This window comes from Streptomyces ficellus, assembly GCF_030406405.1.
GTDB classification, from domain to species: Bacteria; Actinomycetota; Actinomycetes; order Streptomycetales; family Streptomycetaceae; genus Streptomyces; species Streptomyces ficellus_B.
Genome location: NZ_JAUEPL010000010.1, coordinates 31,218 through 50,008 on the forward strand (window position 1 = coordinate 31,218; position 18,791 = coordinate 50,008).

At 71.8% G+C, this 18,791-nt stretch carries 23 protein-coding genes; 9 read left to right on the plus strand and 14 right to left on the minus strand.

All coding sequences use genetic code 11. The features are described 5' to 3' along the window. Positions 1 to 10: 10 nt before the first annotated feature. From QWM81_RS09740 to dnaK, 8 genes are all read right to left on the minus strand, one after another. Positions 11 to 232 (minus strand): hypothetical protein, encoded by a 222-nt coding sequence (locus QWM81_RS09740; protein WP_290111371.1) that lies wholly within the window; start codon positions 230 to 232, stop codon positions 11 to 13. 55 nt (positions 233 to 287) lie between these two features. Further along, a complete protein-coding gene (locus QWM81_RS09745; RefSeq protein WP_290111372.1) occupies positions 288 to 644 on the minus strand; it encodes a hypothetical protein in 357 nt (118 codons plus the stop codon). A gap of 35 nt (positions 645 to 679) precedes the next feature. Further along, complete coding sequence (locus QWM81_RS09750; RefSeq protein ID WP_290111373.1) at positions 680 to 1,102, minus strand: J domain-containing protein; 423 nt, start codon at positions 1,100 to 1,102, stop codon at positions 680 to 682. A 74-nt stretch (positions 1,103 to 1,176) separates the two neighbouring features. Then, a complete protein-coding gene (gene clpB / locus QWM81_RS09755) occupies positions 1,177 to 3,873 on the minus strand; it encodes an ATP-dependent chaperone ClpB (protein WP_290111374.1) in 2,697 nt (898 codons plus the stop codon). Between the two features lie 6 nt (positions 3,874 to 3,879). After that, complete coding sequence (locus QWM81_RS09760; RefSeq protein ID WP_290111376.1) at positions 3,880 to 4,275, minus strand: chaperone modulator CbpM; 396 nt, start codon at positions 4,273 to 4,275, stop codon at positions 3,880 to 3,882. 6 nt (positions 4,276 to 4,281) lie between these two features. Continuing rightward, positions 4,282 to 5,331: a DnaJ C-terminal domain-containing protein gene (locus QWM81_RS09765; protein WP_290111377.1), complete on the minus strand. Its 1,050-nt coding sequence runs from the start codon at positions 5,329 to 5,331 to the stop codon at positions 4,282 to 4,284. Positions 5,332 to 5,376: 45 nt separating this feature from the next. Continuing rightward, positions 5,377 to 6,105, minus strand: a complete 729-nt coding sequence (locus tag QWM81_RS09770; RefSeq protein ID WP_290111379.1) for a nucleotide exchange factor GrpE — start codon at positions 6,103 to 6,105, stop codon at positions 5,377 to 5,379. Between the two features lie 64 nt (positions 6,106 to 6,169). Then, entirely contained in the window at positions 6,170 to 8,104 is a 1,935-nt protein-coding gene (gene dnaK, locus QWM81_RS09775; RefSeq protein WP_290111380.1) for a molecular chaperone DnaK, read from the minus strand. 316 nt (positions 8,105 to 8,420) lie between these two features. Between dnaK and QWM81_RS09780 the strand changes: the two genes are divergently transcribed. Both QWM81_RS09780 and QWM81_RS09785 read left to right on the plus strand, forming a co-directional pair. Further along, positions 8,421 to 8,840: an Hsp20/alpha crystallin family protein gene (locus QWM81_RS09780; RefSeq protein ID WP_290111480.1), complete on the plus strand. Its 420-nt coding sequence runs from the start codon at positions 8,421 to 8,423 to the stop codon at positions 8,838 to 8,840. Positions 8,841 to 8,986: 146 nt separating this feature from the next. After that, positions 8,987 to 9,151, plus strand: coding sequence for a hypothetical protein (locus QWM81_RS09785; RefSeq protein ID WP_290111381.1), 165 nt, complete (start codon positions 8,987 to 8,989; stop codon positions 9,149 to 9,151). 66 nt (positions 9,152 to 9,217) lie between these two features. Here QWM81_RS09785 and QWM81_RS09790 read toward each other — a convergent pair whose 3' ends face one another. The 3 genes from QWM81_RS09790 to QWM81_RS09800 form a co-directional block, all read right to left on the minus strand. Next, positions 9,218 to 9,610, minus strand: coding sequence for a DUF2267 domain-containing protein (locus QWM81_RS09790; RefSeq protein ID WP_290111382.1), 393 nt, complete (start codon positions 9,608 to 9,610; stop codon positions 9,218 to 9,220). A gap of 204 nt (positions 9,611 to 9,814) precedes the next feature. Next, positions 9,815 to 10,018: a cold-shock protein gene (locus tag QWM81_RS09795; RefSeq protein WP_010985872.1), complete on the minus strand. Its 204-nt coding sequence runs from the start codon at positions 10,016 to 10,018 to the stop codon at positions 9,815 to 9,817. A 249-nt stretch (positions 10,019 to 10,267) separates the two neighbouring features. Further along, on the minus strand, positions 10,268 to 10,612 hold the full coding sequence (locus QWM81_RS09800; RefSeq protein ID WP_290111383.1) for a MerR family transcriptional regulator: 345 nt from the start codon (positions 10,610 to 10,612) through the stop codon (positions 10,268 to 10,270). A gap of 730 nt (positions 10,613 to 11,342) precedes the next feature. Here QWM81_RS09800 and QWM81_RS09805 point away from each other — a divergent pair. The 3 genes from QWM81_RS09805 (at position 11,343) to QWM81_RS09815 (ending at position 14,904) form a co-directional block, all read left to right on the plus strand. Then, positions 11,343 to 12,278, plus strand: a complete 936-nt coding sequence (locus tag QWM81_RS09805; RefSeq protein ID WP_290111384.1) for a F510_1955 family glycosylhydrolase — start codon at positions 11,343 to 11,345, stop codon at positions 12,276 to 12,278. 815 nt (positions 12,279 to 13,093) lie between these two features. Next, positions 13,094 to 14,293 (plus strand): hypothetical protein, encoded by a 1,200-nt coding sequence (locus QWM81_RS09810; RefSeq protein ID WP_290111386.1) that lies wholly within the window; start codon positions 13,094 to 13,096, stop codon positions 14,291 to 14,293. A gap of 11 nt (positions 14,294 to 14,304) precedes the next feature. Then, positions 14,305 to 14,904 carry a hemerythrin domain-containing protein gene (locus tag QWM81_RS09815; RefSeq protein ID WP_290111387.1) on the plus strand — a complete coding sequence of 200 codons (600 nt, stop codon included), beginning with the start codon at positions 14,305 to 14,307 and terminating at the stop codon, positions 14,902 to 14,904. Between the two features lie 218 nt (positions 14,905 to 15,122). Here the strand turns inward: QWM81_RS09815 and QWM81_RS09820 are convergent, their stop codons facing one another. Further along, positions 15,123 to 15,578 (minus strand): DUF4383 domain-containing protein, encoded by a 456-nt coding sequence (locus tag QWM81_RS09820; protein ID WP_290111389.1) that lies wholly within the window; start codon positions 15,576 to 15,578, stop codon positions 15,123 to 15,125. Between the two features lie 125 nt (positions 15,579 to 15,703). Here QWM81_RS09820 and QWM81_RS09825 point away from each other — a divergent pair, with 125 nt between their 5' ends. Together QWM81_RS09825 and QWM81_RS09830 are read left to right on the plus strand one after the other, a co-directional pair. Further along, positions 15,704 to 16,162 (plus strand): DUF2243 domain-containing protein, encoded by a 459-nt coding sequence (locus tag QWM81_RS09825; protein ID WP_290111391.1) that lies wholly within the window; start codon positions 15,704 to 15,706, stop codon positions 16,160 to 16,162. After that, positions 16,162 to 16,992: a cytochrome c oxidase assembly protein gene (locus QWM81_RS09830; protein ID WP_290111393.1), complete on the plus strand. Its 831-nt coding sequence runs from the start codon at positions 16,162 to 16,164 to the stop codon at positions 16,990 to 16,992. Before QWM81_RS09825 ends, QWM81_RS09830 begins: the two co-directional genes overlap by 1 nt. 20 nt (positions 16,993 to 17,012) lie before the next feature. Here the strand turns inward: QWM81_RS09830 and QWM81_RS09835 are convergent, their stop codons facing one another. Then, a complete protein-coding gene (locus QWM81_RS09835; protein WP_290111394.1) occupies positions 17,013 to 17,705 on the minus strand; it encodes a nucleotidyl transferase AbiEii/AbiGii toxin family protein in 693 nt (230 codons plus the stop codon). Between the two features lie 120 nt (positions 17,706 to 17,825). Between QWM81_RS09835 and QWM81_RS09840 the strand changes: the two genes are divergently transcribed. Together QWM81_RS09840 and kdpF are read left to right on the plus strand one after the other, a co-directional pair. Continuing rightward, the gene (locus QWM81_RS09840; RefSeq protein WP_290111395.1) at positions 17,826 to 17,990 is read left to right on the plus strand and encodes a hypothetical protein; all 165 of its coding nucleotides are present in this window, start codon (positions 17,826 to 17,828) and stop codon (positions 17,988 to 17,990) included. After that, positions 17,987 to 18,076, plus strand: coding sequence for a K(+)-transporting ATPase subunit F (gene kdpF / locus QWM81_RS09845; RefSeq protein WP_290111396.1), 90 nt, complete (start codon positions 17,987 to 17,989; stop codon positions 18,074 to 18,076). The genes QWM81_RS09840 and kdpF overlap by 4 nt, the downstream gene beginning before the upstream one ends. Before the next feature lie 70 nt (positions 18,077 to 18,146). Here kdpF and QWM81_RS09850 read toward each other — a convergent pair whose 3' ends face one another. Then, a complete protein-coding gene (locus QWM81_RS09850; protein ID WP_290111481.1) occupies positions 18,147 to 18,698 on the minus strand; it encodes a DUF4396 domain-containing protein in 552 nt (183 codons plus the stop codon). Between the last annotated feature and the right edge of the window lie 93 nt (positions 18,699 to 18,791).

Below are 18,791 nucleotides of genomic sequence, written 5' to 3' on the forward strand. Positions count from 1 at the left end.
GCGGTCGCGGTCAGGGCGTCCAGCGGTACTTGCCGCCGCCCACCCACCTCACCAGCGCCGGATCGTCCAGGTCCACATGCGTCAGCCCCGCCTGGTGCGCGAGCCGGACCACGTCCAGCATGTCGCGCGCGATCCCGACCGGGTTCCCGTGGATCTGGACGACGCGGAACGGCGGGTCGCCGGGCACGACGCCGGAGACGACGATCGGGGCGCCAAGGTGGTGGTCGGTCACACTTCCAGCGTCTCGCGTCCGTACGCGCGCCGCACTCCGCACACGGTCAGCAGGGTCACCGCTCCAGCGGCCGCAGCACCCGTACCGCCTCCTTCGGGTCGGGTACGGAGACGGCGAGGCGGCCGAACGGTGCCCAGTGGCGCAGCTCGACGCAGAGCACCGGCCCGTCCGCCCGTACGGCCACGAAGTCCTCCGTGCCGTCGGGGAGGCGCCAGGTGCCCACGCACAGCCGCGCCGGGCTCCAGAAACCCTTGCCGCACCGACCCCGCAGCGCCCGCCACCAGTCGGGCTCGATCCGCGCCCGGCGCAGCGCGGAGACCGGAACGCGCACGTTGCGGCGGCGTGCGGCCAGCTTCTCCCACCAAGACAGACGGACGACGATGTCTGTGCCGTCCACGACCACTCGGGCCATCGTCGCGACACCTCCGTGAGTGAGCCCCGCGGCGCTCAGCGGCGCCACCGTTCCACCCGTACCGGACCCGCTCGCAGGGGAGCCTCTGGTGCGGCCCGGTACGGACGGAGGCCGAGGACCACCACGATCCTGGGGCGATCGGCCGCGCGATCGGCCGGGCGATCGGCCGTGCGATCGGTCGCGCGCCGGTCCACCCGTACCGTGCGCCGTGGCGGCGCAGGGCTTGCCGGCTGCGCCCGCCGGCTGTCGTCGTACGCCGTCCGCCGCTGAGGATCGCGCAGCGTCTCGTACGCGGCGACCACACGGTCCAGTTGGTCACCGGCCACGGGCTCACCGGCGGTGGTGTCCGGGTGCAGGGCCCGGACCAGCCTCCGGAAGGCCGCCCTGATCTGGGCGTCCGAAGCCGTCGGTGCCACTCCGAGCACCGTGTAGGGGTTCTCCTGCCCGCGTGCCGCCACTGGTCCCACCTCCGCGTCGGCACATCGCAAACGCCGCGGCTATCTACTGTTCATACAGCTCATGTCCGATGTGTTCAAGGTTGTTCCCCGGGGTGCCCGGGATGCCCGGGGTCCCCGGGTTCCCCGGGTTCCCCGGGGACCCCGGGTTCCCCGGGTTCCCCGGGCGGAGTCGTACCGATGACAAGGTGATCGCCCTCGGCGTCGACCGTGACGACCGAGCCGTCCGCGATCTCCCCCGCCAGCAGGGCGCGCCCGATCCGCGTCTCGACCTCGCGCTGGATGAAGCGGCGCAGTGGCCGGGCGCCGTACACCGGGTCGAAGCCCTCGGCGGCGATGTGGCGGCGGGCCGCTTCGGTCAGCTTCAGGTCCAGGCGGCGGTCGGCGAGCCGGTGGCGCAGGTCCTCGGTGAGCAGGTCCACGACCCGCTCGATCTCGGGCAGCGTCAGCGGCTTGAACAGCACCACGTCATCGACGCGGTTGAGGAACTCCGGCCGGAAGTGGGCGCGCAGTTCGGCCATGACCGCGGCCCGCGCCTCCTCCTTGACCTCACCGTCCGGGGTGACGCCCTCCAGCAGGTACTGCGAGCCGATGTTGCTGGTCATCACCACGACGGTGTTGCGGAAGTCGACGGTGTGGCCCTGGGCGTCGGTGAGGCGGCCGTCGTCCAGCAGCTGGAGCAGGGTGTTGAAGACATCGGCGTGGGCCTTCTCGACCTCGTCCAGCAGCACCACGGAGTACGGCTTGCGGCGCACCGCCTCGGTGAGCTGGCCGCCCTCCTCGTAGCCGACGTAGCCGGGCGGGGCGCCGACCAGGCGGCTGACGGTGTGCCGTTCCTGGTACTCGCTCATGTCGAGGCGGACCATGTTGTCCTCGGTGTCGAACAGCGCGGCCGCCAGCGTGCGGGCCAGCTCCGTCTTGCCGACGCCGGTGGGGCCGAGGAACAGGAACGACCCGATGGGCCGGCGCGGGTCCTTGACCCCGGAGCGGGCGCGGATGACGGCGTCCGCCACCAATTGCACGGCCTCGTCCTGGCCGATGACCCGCTCGTGGAGGATCTCGTCCAGCCGCAGCAGCTTCTGCCGCTCGCCCTCCAGCAGCCGGCTGACGGGAATGCCGGTCCAGCGGGCCACGATGGAGGCGATCTCGTCCTCCGTGACGACCTCGCGCAGCAGCCGGCGTGCGCCCTGCTTGGTCGCGAGCTGCTCCTCCTCCGCCGTCAGGCGCCGCTCCAGCTCCGGCAGCCGCCCGTGGCGCAGCTCGGCGGCGCGGTTGAGGTCATAGGACCGCTCGGCCTCCTCGGCCTCGTACCGTACGTGTTCGAGCTCCTCGCGCAGCGTCTGTACCTTGCGCAGTGCCTGGCGCTCGGCCTCCCACTGGGCGCGCAGCGCGTCGGCCTCGGCTCGGGCGTCGGCCAGCTCCTTGCGCAGCTCGCCCAGGCGGGCATGGCTGGCGGGGTCGTCCTCCTTGGCGAGGGCCGCCTCCTCGATCTCCAGGCGGCGTACGCGCCGGGTGAGTTCGTCCAGCTCGGCGGGCATCGAGTCGATCTCGGTGCGCAGCATGGCGCACGCCTCGTCGACGAGGTCGATGGCCTTGTCGGGCAGGAACCGGTCGGAGATGTAGCGGTGGGAGAGCGTGACCGCCGCGACGAGCGCGCTGTCCTGGATCTTCACACCGTGGAAGATCTCCAGGCGTTCGCGCAGGCCGCGCAGGATGGAGACGGCGTCCTCCTCGCTCGGCTCGTCGATCAGGACGGGCTGGAAGCGGCGTTCGAGCGCGGCGTCCTTCTCGACGTGCTTGCGGTACTCGTCCAGGGTGGTGGCGCCGATCATGTGCAACTCGCCGCGGGCGAGCAGCGGCTTGAGCATGTTCCCGGCGTCCATGGCCCCTTCCGCCGCCCCGGCGCCGACCACGGTGTGCATCTCGTCCACGAACAGCAGGATGCGGCCCTGCGCCGCCGTGACCTCGTGCAGGACGGCCTTGAGCCGTTCCTCGAACTCGCCCCGGTACTTGGCGCCCGCGACCAGCGAGCCCATGTCGAGCGCGAAGACCGTCTTGTCGCGCAGGCCCTCGGGCACGTCGCCGTGCGCGATGCGCTGCGCGAGCCCTTCGGCGATGGCCGTCTTGCCCACACCCGGGTCACCGATCAGGACCGGGTTGTTCTTCGTCTTGCGCGACAGGATCTGCACCACGCGGCGGATCTCGGTGTCCCGCCCGATGACCGGATCGAGCTTGCCGGCGCGGGCCTCGGCGACGAGGTCGCGGCCGTACTTCTCCAGCGCCTCGTAGGTGACCTCGGGCATGGCGGAGGTCACCCGCTGGTTGCCGCGTATGGCGGTGAGCGCGGCGAGGAACTTCTCCCGGTTCAGGCCCTGTTCGTGCAGGATGCGCCCGGCCTGGCTGCCGGAGCCCTCCTCGATGAGGGCCAGCAGCAGGTGCTCCACGGAGACGTACTCGTCCTTGAGCCGCTTGGCCTCCTGCTCGGCGGCGTCCAGCAGCCGGGACAACCGCTGCGTGACGTACACCTGCCCGGGCCCCGCTCCCGGACCGGACACGCGCGGGCGGCGGCCCAGCGCGGCCTCCACGGCGGCGCGGGTCTGGTCCGGGTCGGCGCCGGCGGAGGCGAGCAGCCGGGGGATCAGCCCGTCGCTCTGGTCGAGCAGGGCCAGCAGGAGGTGCTCCCCGTCGACCTCGACGTGGCCGAAGCGCAACGCCTTGGTCTGGGCGTCCTGAAGCGCCTCCTGGGACTTCTGGGTCAGCCGGTTCATGTCCACGGGGGTTCACCTCCTACCGGTGCTGCTGCCTCGCCGGGCGAGGGCGGCTTCGAGTTCCTCGATACGGTCCAGCAGGTCGAGTACGACGCCGAGGGCGGCGTAGTTCAGCCCCAGGCCCGTACGCAGCCGGTGGATGCGCGCCACCCGCGCCAGCTGCGCGGTGCCGAACCACAGCCGGCCGGCCGGGTCGGTGTCGGGCTCCAGGAGGCCCAGCGTGACGTAGCGGCGCACCAGCTCGGGGTGCAGGCCGGTGGCGGCGGCGAACTCGTCCAGCGGGACGCCGGCCCGGTACATGCCGTACGTGCCGTGCGTGCCGTGCGTGCCATGCGCGCTGTACGTGCCGTACGCGCCGTACGTGGCGGTCACGCGGGCGAGTGGGTAGCGGCTCGGGTTCTGCGCCACGTGTGCTCATCCCCTTCCGCTGGGGTTCCGGGGGTCGAATCGGGATTCCTTGGCCAGGCGCTCGAACAGGTCCCGCTCGGTGGGCGTCAGGCCGGCGGGCACCATGATCTTCACCTCGGCGTAGAGGTCACCGGCCCCTCCGCGCGGGTTGGGCATGCCGCGCCCGCGCAGCCGCAGCTTGCGGCCGCTGGAGGAGCCGGGCGGCAGATCCACCCTGGCGGTTCCGCCGGGGGTCTCGACGGGGACCGAGGCGCCGAGGGCGGCCTCCCACGGGGTGACCGGGAGGTCGACGGTGATGTCCCGCCCGTCGACCCGGTAGCGCGGGTGGGGAGCCAGCCGCACGTTCAGGTACAGATCGCCGGCCGGGCCGCCACCGCTGCCCGAACCGCCCTGCCCGGCCAGCCGGATGCGCTGCCCGTCGGTGACGCCGGCCGGGATGTTCACCTCATAACTCCGGGGCCCCGCCGCCGTGTTGAGCGTGATGCGGCGCCGGCCGCCGGCGTACGCGTCCTCCACGCCGAGCGTGATCTCGGCCTCCTGGTCGGCCCCCGGCATCCGCCCGAAGCCCCCCGGCCCCGCCCGGCCGCCCGCCCGGCCGCCCACGCGGCCGCCCGCGCCGCCGAAGAGGCCGCTGAGCAGGTCCTCGACGTCCATGCCGCCGAAGCCGCCGCCGAGATCACCGCCGCGGTCACCGCCGAGGTCGCCCCCGCCGAACCCGGTGCCGAACCCGGACCCGAAGCCCGGGCCGCCGCCGGTGTTGACGTACACCCGTTGGCCGCCACCCGCCCCGAAGGGGCCCCCGGGCCCTGCGGACGCGTCCTCGCGGACCTGCTGCCACGCATGGCCGTACCGGTCGTAGCGCTTGCGGTTCTCGGGGTCGGAGAGCACCTCGTACGCCTCGCTGATCTCCTTGAACCGCTCCTCGGCCCCCGGGTCCTTGTTCAGGTCGGGGTGCCAGCGGCGGGCCAGGCCGCGGTACGCGCGCTGGATCTCCTCCGTACTGGCGTTCCGGGACACGCCGAGTACGTCGTAGTAGTCACGGTTCGTCGTCGCCATCGACTACTCCACCGATCCCTGTCGTGGTCCTTCCCAACTCGCCCCTCACTCGTCCGGCTTGGCCGCCACCGACACGACCGCCGGGCGCAGCAGCCCGCTGTCGCTGCCGTACCCCGGGCGCAGCACCTGGACGACGCTGCCCGGCGCCGCCGCCGGCTCCTCGCGCACCTGCGCGGCCTCGTGCCGGGCCGGGTCGAAGGGCTCCCCGAGGTCGGCGATCCGCCGGTAGCCGAGGTGCGCCAGTACGGCGTACGCCTGCTGGCACACCGCCTCCACGCCCGCGACGATCGCCTTCGGATCGGCCGCGGCGTGCTGGAGCGCGAGCTCCAGGTGGTCCACCACCGGCAGCCACGCGGCGGTGACGCGGTCGCGCTCGGTGCGGCGTACCTCCTCCAACTGCCGCTCGTAGCGCTTGCGGAGGTTCTCCATCTCCGCCACCGCACGCTGCCAGCGGTCCCGCAGCTCCTCGACGTCCAGCTCCGGCAGCGCGGGCGCGCCACCGGGAGAGGCCCCGGCCCGGGCGCCCTCGCCGGGCCGCTGATGCACGTCGCCGTACGTGGCGGCTCCCTGGCCCGGTCGCGGGCTGTGCTCCCCGGCCCGGTCAGCCGCCGTGTCCCGTACGGCCGCGCCGTCAGCCGCCGTGTCCTGTACCGCGGCGTCCCGAGCGGCCGTGTCCTGCACCGCCGTGTCCTCCACCGCCGTGTCCTGTACGGCCGTGCCGTCAGCCGCCGTGTCCTGTACCGCTCGCTCGGGCTCTCGCGCCTGGTCCTTCATGGTCCATCACCCCGCAGTCCACTCGTCCCACTCGTCGTAAGGCCGGGTCGTCCTCACGGGGCGGTCACTCGGGCCTGAAGTCGGCGTCGATCACGTCGTCCCCGCCGCCGGCCCCCGCCGGTCCGCCGCCCGGTCCGCCCTGAGGCCCCGGCCCGGCCGCACCGCCACCGACGCCACCGGCACCACCGGCACCACCGGCACCACCGGCGCCCGCGGCCGCCAGCCCGTGGAGGACCTGCTGGAGGTCTCCCGTCAGGGACCGCACACGGTCCAGCGGGGCCTCTTCCTTGACGGCCTGGCGCGCGTCGGCGACGAGCTGCTCGGCCCGTGCCTTCTCGTGTACGGGGACGGCGTCGCCGAGCTCGCCCAGCCGCCGCTCCACCTGGTAGGCGGCGCTGTCGAGCTCGTTGCGCGCCTCGACCTGCTCGCGGATACGGGCGTCCTCGGCGCGGTTGCGCTCGGCCTCCTCGACCATCTTCTGGACCTCGGACTCGTCCAGGGTGCCGCTGCCGGAGACGGTGATGCTCTGCTCGGCACCGGTGTCCTTGTCCTTCGCGGACACGTTCAGGATGCCGTTGGCGTCGATGTCGAACGTCACCTCGATCTGCGGCACGCCACGGGGCGCCGGACGGATGTTCTCCAGCCGGACGCGGCCCAGGACCCGGTTGTCCGCGGCGCGTTCGCGCTCGCCCTGGAGGACGACCACGTCCACGGCGGGCTGGTTGTCCTCCGCTGTGGTGAACACCTCGCTGCGCCGGGTGGGGATGGTGGTGTTGCGCTCGATCAGCTTGGTCATCAGACCGCCGAGCGTCTCCACACCCAGCGACAGCGGGGTGACATCCAGCAGCAGGACGTCCTTGACCTCGCCCTGGAGCACCGCCGCCTGGACCGCCGCGCCCAGCGCCACGACCTCGTCCGGGTTGACCGACATGTTCGGGTCCTTGCCGCCGGTCAGCCGCCGCACCAGCGCCTGCACCGCAGGGATACGGGTCGAACCGCCGACGAGGATCACCTCGTCCAGGTCGTCCGCCGTCACCTTGCCGTCCGCCATCGCCTGCCGCACCGGACCCATGCACCGCTCGACCAGGTCGGCCGTGAGCTGCTCGAACGTCGCCCGCGTCACGGTGGTCGTGAGGTGCTTCGGCCCGGAGGCGTCGGCGGTGACGAAGGGCAGGTTGATCTGCGTCTGCGCCGTCGCGGACAGCTCGACCTTCGCCTTCTCCGCCGCTTCGTACAGCCGCTGGAGCGCCTGCGGGTCGCGGCGCAGATCGATCCCGTTCTCGCGCTCGAACTGTTCCGCCAGGTGGTCGACCAGGCGCCGGTCGAAGTCGTCACCGCCCAGGTGGGTGTCACCGGCGGTCGAACGCACCTCGACCACGCCGTCGCCCACGTCCAGGATGCTGACGTCGAAGGTGCCACCGCCCAGGTCGAAGACCAGCACCGTCTCGTGCTTCTGCTTGTCCAGCCCATACGCCAGGGCCGCCGCGGTCGGCTCGTTGATGATCCGCAGGACCTCAAGGCCCGCGATACGCCCCGCGTCCTTGGTCGCCTGCCGCTGCGCGTCATTGAAGTACGCCGGAACCGTGATCACCGCTTGGGTGATCTTCTCGCCGAGCTGCTTGGCGGCATCGTCCACCAGCTTGCGCAGCACCGCGGCGGAGATCTCCTCCGGGGCGTACGACTTGCCCCGCACCGAGAAGCGTGCCGCGTCCTCGGGGCCGGGCACGACTTCGTACGAGACCTGCTCGGCCTCCGTACGGACCTCGTTGAAGCGCCGGCCGACGAACCGCTTGGCCGAGTACACCGTGCCCTTGGGGTTCAGCACCGCCTGCCGGCGCGCCATCTGCCCGACCAGCCGCTCGCCGGTATCGGTGAACGCCACCACCGAGGGTGTGGTGCGACCGCCCTCGGCGTTGGTGATCACGCGGGGCTGGCCGCCCTCGTACACGGCGATCACCGAGTTCGTCGTCCCCAGATCGATACCCACAGCCTTCGCCATCGCCATGCCTCCACGCTGACCTGCTGACCTGCTGACCGCCACGGCCGCCCGCCCGGCGTCAGGCCCTGCTCGCCGCCCGGCGAACAGGCGCTCGGCGCTCGGCGAGGGGCATACGGCACATCACCCGATGGAGCCTCATGAGGCCTGCCGCCTCCATGGTGCGTCGTAGGGCGTTATGCCGACAATGCCCTGTTCGGAGGCCGTGGAGCCCACTGACTTGAGTCTCGTCTTGTCAACTAGTCTGCCGTGCTCTATATAAGAGATGTCAAGTCCGTCCGGACCACTACACCAACCGGTACGAGGAGGCGATGTGCAGATGCTGATGCGGACCGATCCCTTCCGTGAGTTGGACCGTGTCACGCAGGAACTGTTCAGCGGCGTACGACGCCCGTCGGCCTTCCCGATGGACGCGTGGCGCAAGGACAACACGGTGTGGGTCGCGTTCGACCTGCCCGGCGTCGACCCCGATTCGGTCGACCTGAAGGTCGAGCGGGACGTGCTGACCGTCCAGGCCGAGCGCAAGCCGCTGACCAAGGAGGGCGCCGACGTCCTGATCTCGGAACGGCCGAGCGGTACGTTCACCCGGCAGCTGTTCCTCGGGGAGTCCCTCGACACGGACAACATCGAGGCGACGTACGACGCGGGCGTGCTCAGCCTGCGCATCCCGGTGGCCGAGCAGGCCAAGCCGCGCAAGATCGAGATCAGCGGCGGCGGCCACAAGGAGCTGCGGGCCTGACCCGCTGACGCGCCTTCCCGGTACGGGCCCTGCGGTCGCGCGGCCGCAGGGCTCGCCGCCGCCCACCGGGGGTCGCCACCGGAAGCCTGCCGCAAAGTCCCCGCCGAAGCCCCTTGTCCCCACCGCGAACGGGAGGAGAAACCGCTGTGGCTGCGATGATCTGGCTGCTCATACCGCTGATGGCCGGCCTGGGCGCGAGCTTCTGGGCCTGGTACGTCTCACGCCCGCACCCCACCGACGTCTGGACCGACGTCGAGCGCCACCACCGGGTGCGGGCGACCTACGGACGCATGCTGGCGGGCCAGCGGTAACCGCCCCGCCTCACCGCCCCGTCTCACCGCCCCTGCCTCACTGGCCCGCACCACTGGCCCGTCCCGCTAGTCGCTCAGGTCGGGCTTCCCGAACAGGACGGCGTAGCCGGAGGGGAGCTGGCTGATGATCTGGTTGAGCTCTCCGGGGGAGATGGCGTCGGCGAGCGTGCTGAGCACGGCACTCGCGTCCCACTGCGCGGTGCGGGTGTGTGCCCCGGTGCGCTCGGCGACCCGCCGGCAGAACTCCCCGACGCCGTAGGACTCGGTCGGCCGGTCGCCGTCCGTCACCAGGGCCTCCTTCAGCCGCGCGGGCAGCTGGGCCGCCAGGTCCTTGGCCTCACCGGGCGTGATCCGGTGGGCGAGGACCTCCAGTACGGCCGTGGTGACCTGCGCTGCCTCGTCCTGGCTGGCGTACTCGCCCCGCTCACGTACGCGGGCCAGGAATTCGTCATGCCTCATGAGTTCCTCCCGGGTTCCTCCTGGTTCCGTGATCTGCGCCGGCCGACGGTGCGCGATCCGTGCTCGATCCGCATGGGAGCCCGGCGGGTAACCGGCCGCTGGGGGAGCTAAACAGGCTCGTGGGGGAGGAACCCCGGGGAGAGGAAAACGAACCGGGGCCCGCACCTCACGGTGCGGGCCCCGATCATGTTGTACGCGTCAGCGTCAGGCGGGAACGATGTTCTCGGCCTGCGGGCCCTTCTGGCCCTGCGTGACGTCGAAGTTCACCTTCTGGCCTTCCTGAAGCTCACGGAAGCCGGAGGTGGCGATGTTCGAGTAGTGGGCGAACACGTCAGCGCCGCCACCGTCCTGCTCGATGAAGCCAAAACCCTTTTCCGCGTTGAACCACTTCACGGTGCCAGATGCCATATTCATACTCCCTTTGGGGCAGTGCCGGGCGCCGCACTTTACGGACCCGAGTCGCCGTGATGATTGCCCTCCGGAAGGCACCGGAAATGAAAATAGTGCTCTCGCCGGCGGTCGGACGGCCGGCAGAGCACATGAAGTCTCTGGGAACCACAACTGCAACTGCCGTCACCGTAGCACGGGCCGAGCCGCCGAGCGCGGCAACTTCTGGCAGATTTTTTCGTTCGGCATTTCGGACTCGGGAGCTCGGGCTCAGGAACCGTCGTCCGGGGTGGGGACGTTCTTCTGGCGGCGCATTTCCTCGTTCAGCCGCAGGGCCTCTTCGAGCTGGTCCTCCAGGATGATGATGCGGCAGGCCGCCTCGACCGGGGTGCCCTGGTCGACCAGCTCGCGGGCGCGGGCGGCGATGCGCAGCTGGTAGCGGGAGTAGCGGCGGTGGCCGCCCTCCGAGCGCAGGGGCGTGATCAGCCGGGCTTCACCGAGGGCCCGGAGGAAGGCCGGGGTGGTGCCCAGCATGGCGGCGGCCCGCCCCATGGTGTAGGCGGGGTAGTCGTCATCGTCGAGGGCGTCGGCGATGGGCGTCTTCTCAGGGGGCATAGCACCTTCGTTTCGGGGACGCATCGAGGGGCCCGGGTGCGCTTGGCACCCGGGCCCCGAGGGGTTCAACACCATCTACCGGCATGTTCTTGCTGCCGGCCTTCTGTTTCCGCAGCGACGCCCCGGAGGGCGTGGGTGCGGGATCGCGAATACGTAACCGGGGACCACCTGCCGTTCTGGGGTCTGCGGTACCCGGGCGGTTCGGGGCCCGGGCGATCTGATGGCGTCTACTCCTTACCTCTTCCGGAACCATCTTTTGTTCGAATCAACTGCTTGCGGCCCCTGGGGCCGCTCGGCCCGGCAGTCAGTGGTGGGGCCCTTCGCTTTCCGGTCCCACCGCTCCACTGCCGTTCCGCGCCTTCTGGACCTGCATGCGCGGCAGTTCGTCATCTGCCGCGCTCGTCTGATGTCTTCAACGCGAGAGAAACGCTACCCCGGTCGGCGCTCAATATCTACCGTTGCCGCGATAGTTTTTCTGAGCCGTGGACTGATAGTGGACGGATGGTGGACGGGGAACGGTGGCTCGGTGCGGAGTTCCCGCAGGCGGCGGGCCATACGGGGCTTGGTAGGGTCCCGCGCGGAAGCCGGGCGTGAACGCGAGCGGAGACTCACGCGCGGGCGGTGTGCGGGCGGTGTCCCCTCATCTCCCGACGGTCGTGGCACTCGCTGCCGCCGTGTTCGTCCGTACGCACGTCACATCGCCCTGACCGACAGCACGAGGTGCAACCCCATGGCCAGCGTGAACACCGCCACGAAGACGGACCCGTCCCGCCGACCGCACCGCCGCCGTCCTGCCGCCGTGGGCACGGCCGCCGCGGGCGCCCTGCTGCTCGCCGCGTGCGGTGGAGGCGCCACCACCACCGGCGGCGACGCGCCGGCCGGGGGCCACGGTCCCGAGCACGCGCCCGCCGTGCACAGCCACATCCACGGCCTGGGCATCGACCCGGACGGTGGTGGTCTCTACGTCGCCACCCACGAAGGGATCTTCACCGCGGACGCGTCCGGAAGGCCCCAGCCGGTCGGGGAGAGCAAGGACGACTTCATGGGCTTCACGGTGGCCGGGAAGGGAACCTTCCTGGCCAGCGGCCACCCGGCCCCCGGCGGCGATCAGCCCGGGAGCCACGGGCTGATCAAGAGCACCGACGCGGGGAAGTCCTGGAAGACCACATCGCTCAAGGGCGAGGCCGACTTCCACGCCCTGGACTACGCGAAGAACACGATCTATGGCTACGACAGCAGCGGCGGCCTGCTGCGCGTCAGCGAGGACGGCGTCACCTGGCAGGACCGGGCCCGCCTGCAAGCCCTGGACATCGCCGTCAACCCGGCCGACCCGGACCTGATCGTCGCGACCACGTCGGAGGGCGTCGCCCGTAGCGCCGATGGAGGCCGGACTTTCGCGCCCGGCCGGCTGCCCGCGATGGAGTTCGTGTCGTGGGCGTCCCCGGACGCCCTGTTCGGCGTCGACTTCACGGGCGCCCTGAGCGTCAGCGCGGACGGCGGGGCCACCTGGAAGAAGACGGCCACCGTGCCCGGGGGACAGCCCCAGGCCCTGACGGCCGTGAATGCCCGGCACATCCTGGCGGCCACGCAGAACGGCGTGTACGAGTCCAAGGACGCCGGAAAGACGTTCACCAAGCGCCTCGCGGTGGCGGACGGCGGCCACTGACGCACCGCCGTCAGCGTCACTGACGCACGGGACGCGGGGACGCACGGCACGCCCGGCAGGCGCGGGACGCCCGGCACGTATGGCACGCCCGGCACGCATGGGACCCATGGCACGCACGGCACGGCACACGCGGGACGCCGGCATGCCCGGCAGGCGCGGGACGCCCGGCAGGCACGGGACCCACGGCACGTGTGGCACGCCCGGCACGCGCGGCACGCCCGGCACGCGCGGCACCGCGGCGGGTGCCCGGTCACCGGACCGGTCGGCCGCGCACCCGGCGTACCCCGCCGCCCACCGGCCGTAGAAGCGGCGCGAGGCACCGGCCCGGCACCGGAACGGTGGCCAGGCCGCTGGGCGCTGTACCGCCGACCCGGCCATGCGTCGCGGCCCGGCCGGCCGCAGCGCCCCCCCAAGGCCGCTCGCGTCAGCCGTCGCGGGGCGAGATCGGGCACGTACGAATTCGGCCGACTCGTCCCGCGCTGCTCGCCCCTTCCCGGCGAGCGTCATCACCGCCGCCCCGGCCGTCCCGGCGAGCACACCCCGCCACAGTGGGCGGCTCATCACGCGGGGCCGGATACCTGCTCTGGCCTCGGCAATCCCGCCGCAGCTCGCCGACCGGTCGGGTGGCCCGGCCCGCCCGACCCGGCCGCCCGGCCGCGCGGCCGGGCGGGTGACAGCCGGGGTCGTCCGGGCGCGGATGCGATGGCTGTCGGCCACGGGGCCGGAGCATGGCCGACGCCCCGTCAGGTCAGCGCGTTCGCTCGGCGCGCTGAGGGGTAACCGGAACACTCCCCACGGCCTTCGAGGAGGCACAGGTGACCTTCAACCCCCTGGAACAACGCGGCATCCCTCTGGACCGTCAGCTCAGGAACTGGCGGGAGCTCAACGTGGAGCCGATCGACCCCGACCACTGCGACCCGTACACCCGCTGCCGGATCATCACGATGAACGGCATCGAGGTCGAGGCGATCCTCTTCAGCCACACCCTCGCCCGCAACACCGTCGACCCCGAGGTGAAGCGGCAGCTCGCACAGACCCGGTACATCGAGGCGCAGCAGCAGAAGGCGGTCAACTGGCTGCTGCCCGGCGTGTCGTCGGTGCTGGAGACGACGATCGCGTACGAGCAGGTCGCCGTGGACCTGACCGCCTGGGTGGCCCGTATGGAGCCCGATCCGTACCTGAAGCAGGCTTACCAGTTCGGCGTGCTGGAGGACTTCGACCACCTGTACCGGTACGCGAACCTGTACGAGATGATCGAGCACCGCAAGGCCGAGTCGATCGTCGACAACCTGACGGAGGTCATGCCGGGCCGGCCCACCAAGTTCCACCACCGCCACCCGGCCGACAACGTGCGCGACCCGTACGACCGCGCCACCACCGACCCGCTGTCCAAGCTGCACGCGCTGACGATCCTGTCGGCGGAGCAGCAGACGATGAACTTCTACATGAACACCGGCCCCACCTACATGGAGCCGATCGCCCGCCAGCTCTACCAGGAGATCGGGCTCATCGAGGAGGAGCACGTCACCCACTACGAGTCGCTGGTCGACCCGGGGGAGACGTGGTGGGAGCAGCTCGTCAACCACGAGTACAACGAGTGCTACCTGTACTACTCCTTCATGGAGCAGGAGACCGACCCGAAGGTGAAGGCGGTCTGGGAGCTGCACCTGAACATGGAGCTGGAGCACCTGCGTATCGCCTGCGACCTGATGCGGCGCCTGGACGGCCGCGAGCCGGAGGAGGTGCTCGCGCCGCAGCTGCCCAATGTGCTGACGTTCGAGCCGAACAAGGCGTACCTGCGTGAACTGCTGGACACGCAGATGGACCTGACGACTCTCGGCGCCGGCTATGTGCGCGAGGCGCATGAGCGCTTCGAACGGATGCAGGAGCAGCTGAACGGCGGCGAGGAGCCGCCCAGCGAGCGGGTCGTCGCGGACCACGACGAGATGTTCGGCCGCGAGTACCGGCTGGAGACCGAGGGCGAGCACCCCGACCCCGCCATGCGCGCCAAGTGAGGAGAGCCGGTATGTCCCAGAGCACGCCCGACAGCCCCGAGAGTTCCGACGGCCTCGGCAGCCGCGACAGCGACGTCGTATCGCTGCTGATGCGCCAGCACGGAGAGATCCGCAACCTCTTCGACGAGGTCGAGCAGAGCAAGGGCGACGACCGGAGGGACGCGTTCCGCCGCTTGGTGCGCTTCCTCGCCGTGCATGAGACGGCGGAGGAGGAAGTGGTGCATCCCTTCGCCCGCCGGAGGCTCCCCGGCGGCGACCAGGTCGTGCGCGACCGCCTCGCCGAGGAGCGCGACGCGAAGGAGACGCTCGCCGCCCTCGATGACATGGACCCCGACGACCCGGAGTTCCTGCCCAGGCTGCTGGCCCTGCGCGCGGACGTCCAGGCGCACGCGCGGGCCGAGGAGCGGTACGAGTTCGCCCACCTCCGGCGCACCGCCGATGCCGCGACGCTGGCCTCCATGGCGACGGGCGTCAGGGCCGCGGAGGCGATGGCACCGACCCGCCCGCACCCGGGCGTGGAGTCCGCCGCGGCGAACCTCGCGCTGGGGCCCGTCGCCGCTCTCATGGACCGCACCAAGGACGCCGTGCGCAAGGCCATGGGCCGCGACTGACGGTGCGGCCGGGGCAGCGGGGCCAACCGTCACCGCTGCCCCGGCCGCGGCTTCCGGCTCCGGTTCCGGTTCCCGGCTCCGGTTCCGGCTTCCGGCTTCCGGCTTCCGGCTCCGGTTCCGGTTCCGGTTCCCGGCTCCGGTTCCGGCTTCCGGCTCCGGTTCCGGCTTCCGCTCCGGCGCTCGCTTCCGCTTCCGCTCAGCTTCGGCTCAGCTTCCGCTCAGGGGATCACGCCGCGCCGGGCGCCTCGGGTGAGCAGGAAGCCCAGGGCGACCATCCCGAGGCCGAGGCCGAGGTGCAGCCAGTTGTCGGCGGTGTTCACCGGGATGAAGTTGGCCGTGCTGTCGTGGTCGATGATCAGGCCGTACACCCACAGGGCCAGGTAGATGACGCCGCCGACGATGAGGAACGTGCGGGCCGTCGACGCGGCACGGGCCATGGTCACACCCGCGATGCCGAACAGCAGGTGCACGAGGTTGTGCAGGATCGACACCTGGAAGACGCCGAGCAGCTTGGCCTCGGAGTGGTGCTCGGCGAACTTCATCGTGTCGTAGTCGGTGGTGATCCCCGGGATGAACCCCAGGACGCCCACCAACAGGAAAACCGCCCCCACCAGGAGCGCCGCCTGCTGCACAGGAGTCCGGGCGCTCGGCGCCGTACGGTGTGCGCTGCTCATGAGCAGAGCCTTTCTCACGGAGGCGGCCCGCTCGGGTCCGCCCATTCCGGATGTTTCCCAGGCGCCGGGTACCCCCCTCGTGCCCCATTCAACGGCTCTCGACCAGGAAGGATCACCCCGAGACCATGACCCCGCACACCGGCCAGGACGACCGCCCCCGAAGCCGCCGTTCCCTCCTGGTCTGCGCCCTGATCGGCGCCGCGCTGATGGCCGCCGTCGATGAGATCGTCTTCCACCAGATCCTGGCCTGGCACCACTTCTACGACCGCTCCACCTCCACCGTGGGACTGCTCTCGGACGGTCTGTTGCACACCGCCGAGCTGCTGGCCCTGGTCGCCGGCTTCGTCCTCTACGCCGATCTGCGCCGCGGGGGTACGCTCGCGCCGCGCCACGCCCGCGCCGGACTGGTCCTCGGCCTCGGCGCCTTCCAGCTCTTCGACGGCGTCGTGGACCACAAGCTGCTGCGCGTGCACCAGATCCGCTACGGCGTCGACATCACCGGCTACGACCTCGCCTGGAACGCCGCCGGACTGGTGCTGCTGATCGCCGGCGTCGTCCTCGCGCTGCGGGCCCGCCGCGCGTGATGCCGCCGCACCTCGCCGGGGCGCCGCCGGGCCCGGCCGCCCAGTTCACCGTCCCGTTCGCCGCCCTCGCCGCCCTCGTGGCGGTGGCGGCCGTCGCGCTCTACCTGGCCGCCGCCGCGCGCCTGCGGCGCCGGGGCGACGCCTGGCCCCGGGCGCGGGACGCGTCGTTCGCGGCGGGCGGGACGCTGGTCGCCGCGGCGGCCATGGTGCCCGTGCCGGGTCCGGCGCCGTTCACCGCGCACATGGTCCAGCACCTGCTGGCCGCCATGGCCGCGCCCGTAGCGCTGGTCGTCGCCCGCCCGCTCACGCTGACCCTGCGGCTGCTGCGTCCCGGTGGCGCCCGCCGCGCCCTGCTGGCCGTGGCTCATGGCCGGCCCGCCCGGTGGCTGTGCTGCCCGCCGGTGGCGGCCCTGCTGCACACCGGCGGGCTGTGGCTGCTGTACCGCACGCCGCTGATGGCGGCCGGCCACCACCACCCGGTACTCCGGGCGGCCCTTGACGCGCACGTCCTGGCGGCCGGGCTGCTGTTCGCCTTCTGCGTGTGCGGGCTCGATCCCGTACGCCGCCCGTGGAGCCTCGCGTGGCGCGGCGGTACCCTCCTCGCCGCCGGCGCGGCCCACGCCGTACTGGCCAAGTGGCTCTACGCCGCACCGCCCCCTGGCCTGTCCTTCACGGCCGCCGACCTCCATACCGGCGCACAGGTCATGTACTACGGCGGCGATCTCGCCGATCTCGGCCTGGCCGCCGTACTGGCCGTCCAGTGGTACGCCACCACCGGGCGCGCCCGCGCACGCCTCCGGCGGCCGGGCCGGGCCAGACACGCCGCATGAGCGATACGGGCGGCCCCGGGTCAGCCGTCGTCCTCGTCCTCGTCCCAGGTCGCTTCCTGGAGCCGTTCGGCGATGTCGTCGGCCCACGCCTGTGCCCACCGGCGCAGTTCGCCGATCGCGTGGTCATCGAGGCCGTAGGCGGCGAACTCGGAGTCGTCCATCCACTCGGCGCCCGCGAGCCGATCGCGCAGGTCGGACAGGTCGAAGGTGTCGGGGGCGTGACGGCGGCCGAGCTCTTCCAGCTCCGCGTGGCTCCAGCGCTCGGCCGCTGCCCGGACGTCCACGAGGTCGCGGGCCAGGCCCCGGTCGGCCAGCGCGCGGACCTTGGTGCCGACCACGTCGTCCAGGGAGAGCACCAAGCCGTACTCGGTCACCACGGGCGGACGCCACAGGGCCTCCTTGAGCACGTCGATCTCGCACCCGTCACCCGTGACGGGGTCGGTGACGATCAACGACGCCGCCAGCGGACCGGCCTCAAGGGCCCGCACACGCCAGCCGCGTTCCTCCAGCCCGGCACGGACGGCGTCGGCGATGCGCTCCAGCGGCTCCGGGTTCTCGGTGGCGAACTGAAGGTCCCGGCTGAGCCGGTCGACGAGCCCGTGCGCCTGGACCGCGTACCCGCCCGTGAGCGCCAGCGGATACGCCCCGCCCACGGCGAGGACGTCCGGCAACAGGCGCCGGTGCAGCTCGGAGAGGCTGGGCGTGGCTGCCATGCCGCGATTATCCCGCAGAGCCCGCCGCACCCCGGCGACCCCGACGCGCGCCCCGTGGCAGTCGGCGTAACGGGTCAGGGAACCGTCAAGAGGGGCGGGGCGGCCGTAAGGGAGCCGTCAATGGCAGGAGCACCTGGCAGGAAACCGCGCTTTCCTCAAGAGGTCCGATGCTCAACCGAACAACCTCCTCAGGAGACACCGATGGCCGACGTGACCTTCGTCGCCACCACGATCGCGGTCTTCGCGCCGGTGGCGTTCATCGCCAAGGGGGTGGCGAAGCTGTGACCGCAGAGAACGTCGTCGGCCTCCTCGTGGCCGCCGCCCTGCTGGGTTACCTCGTCCTCGCCCTGGTCAAGCCGGAAAGGTTCTGAGCGCGGCCGCACGGTCGAGCCGCACGGGGCCTGACCCGGTACGCGCGGCGCGAGCAGGAGGGCGGGTCGGTCAGTGGTAGGCGTGGACGACGGCGTGGCCCTTGCCGCGGCCGATCATCCACTTGTTGACCGGAGTGGTGATCACGAAGGCGACGGCGAAGCCGCCCAGGAGCGCCGACCAGAACAGGCCGTCCGAGAGATGGGCGTCCATGGCTCCGGGGGTCAGCGCGATGATGAGGTTGTCCACCAGTTCCATGATGGCGATGGATACGGTGTCGGCGGCCAGGGCGACGCGGATGGCCGCCTTCAGGCTCAGCCCCGCCCTCCGTACCGCGAACAGGGTGAACGAGTAGCCGAAGAGGAACGCCAGGGTGATGGCCAGCACCATGGTGGGGACGTTGCCCCACAGCAGGGCCGTGCCGATGACCATGCCCAGGATCTCGCCGATCGCGCAGCCGGTCAGGCAGTGCGCGGTCGCCTTCGCCGCCGTACCCCAGGAGGCGCCTTCCGCCTCGGTGTGAGCGCCGTGGCCATGCTCGGCGTGACCATGCTCGGTGTGCACATGCTCGGTGTGACCGTGCGCGGAACCGGGGTGGTGAGCGGTGTGGTCGCTGCGATCCATGTGGTCCATGTGGTCGTCCCCTCTCTCACCCTTCCAGTGTGGGCCAGAGGCGGCGGGGGCGGTCGGGGAAGACCGCCCCCGCTGTGCGGAGAC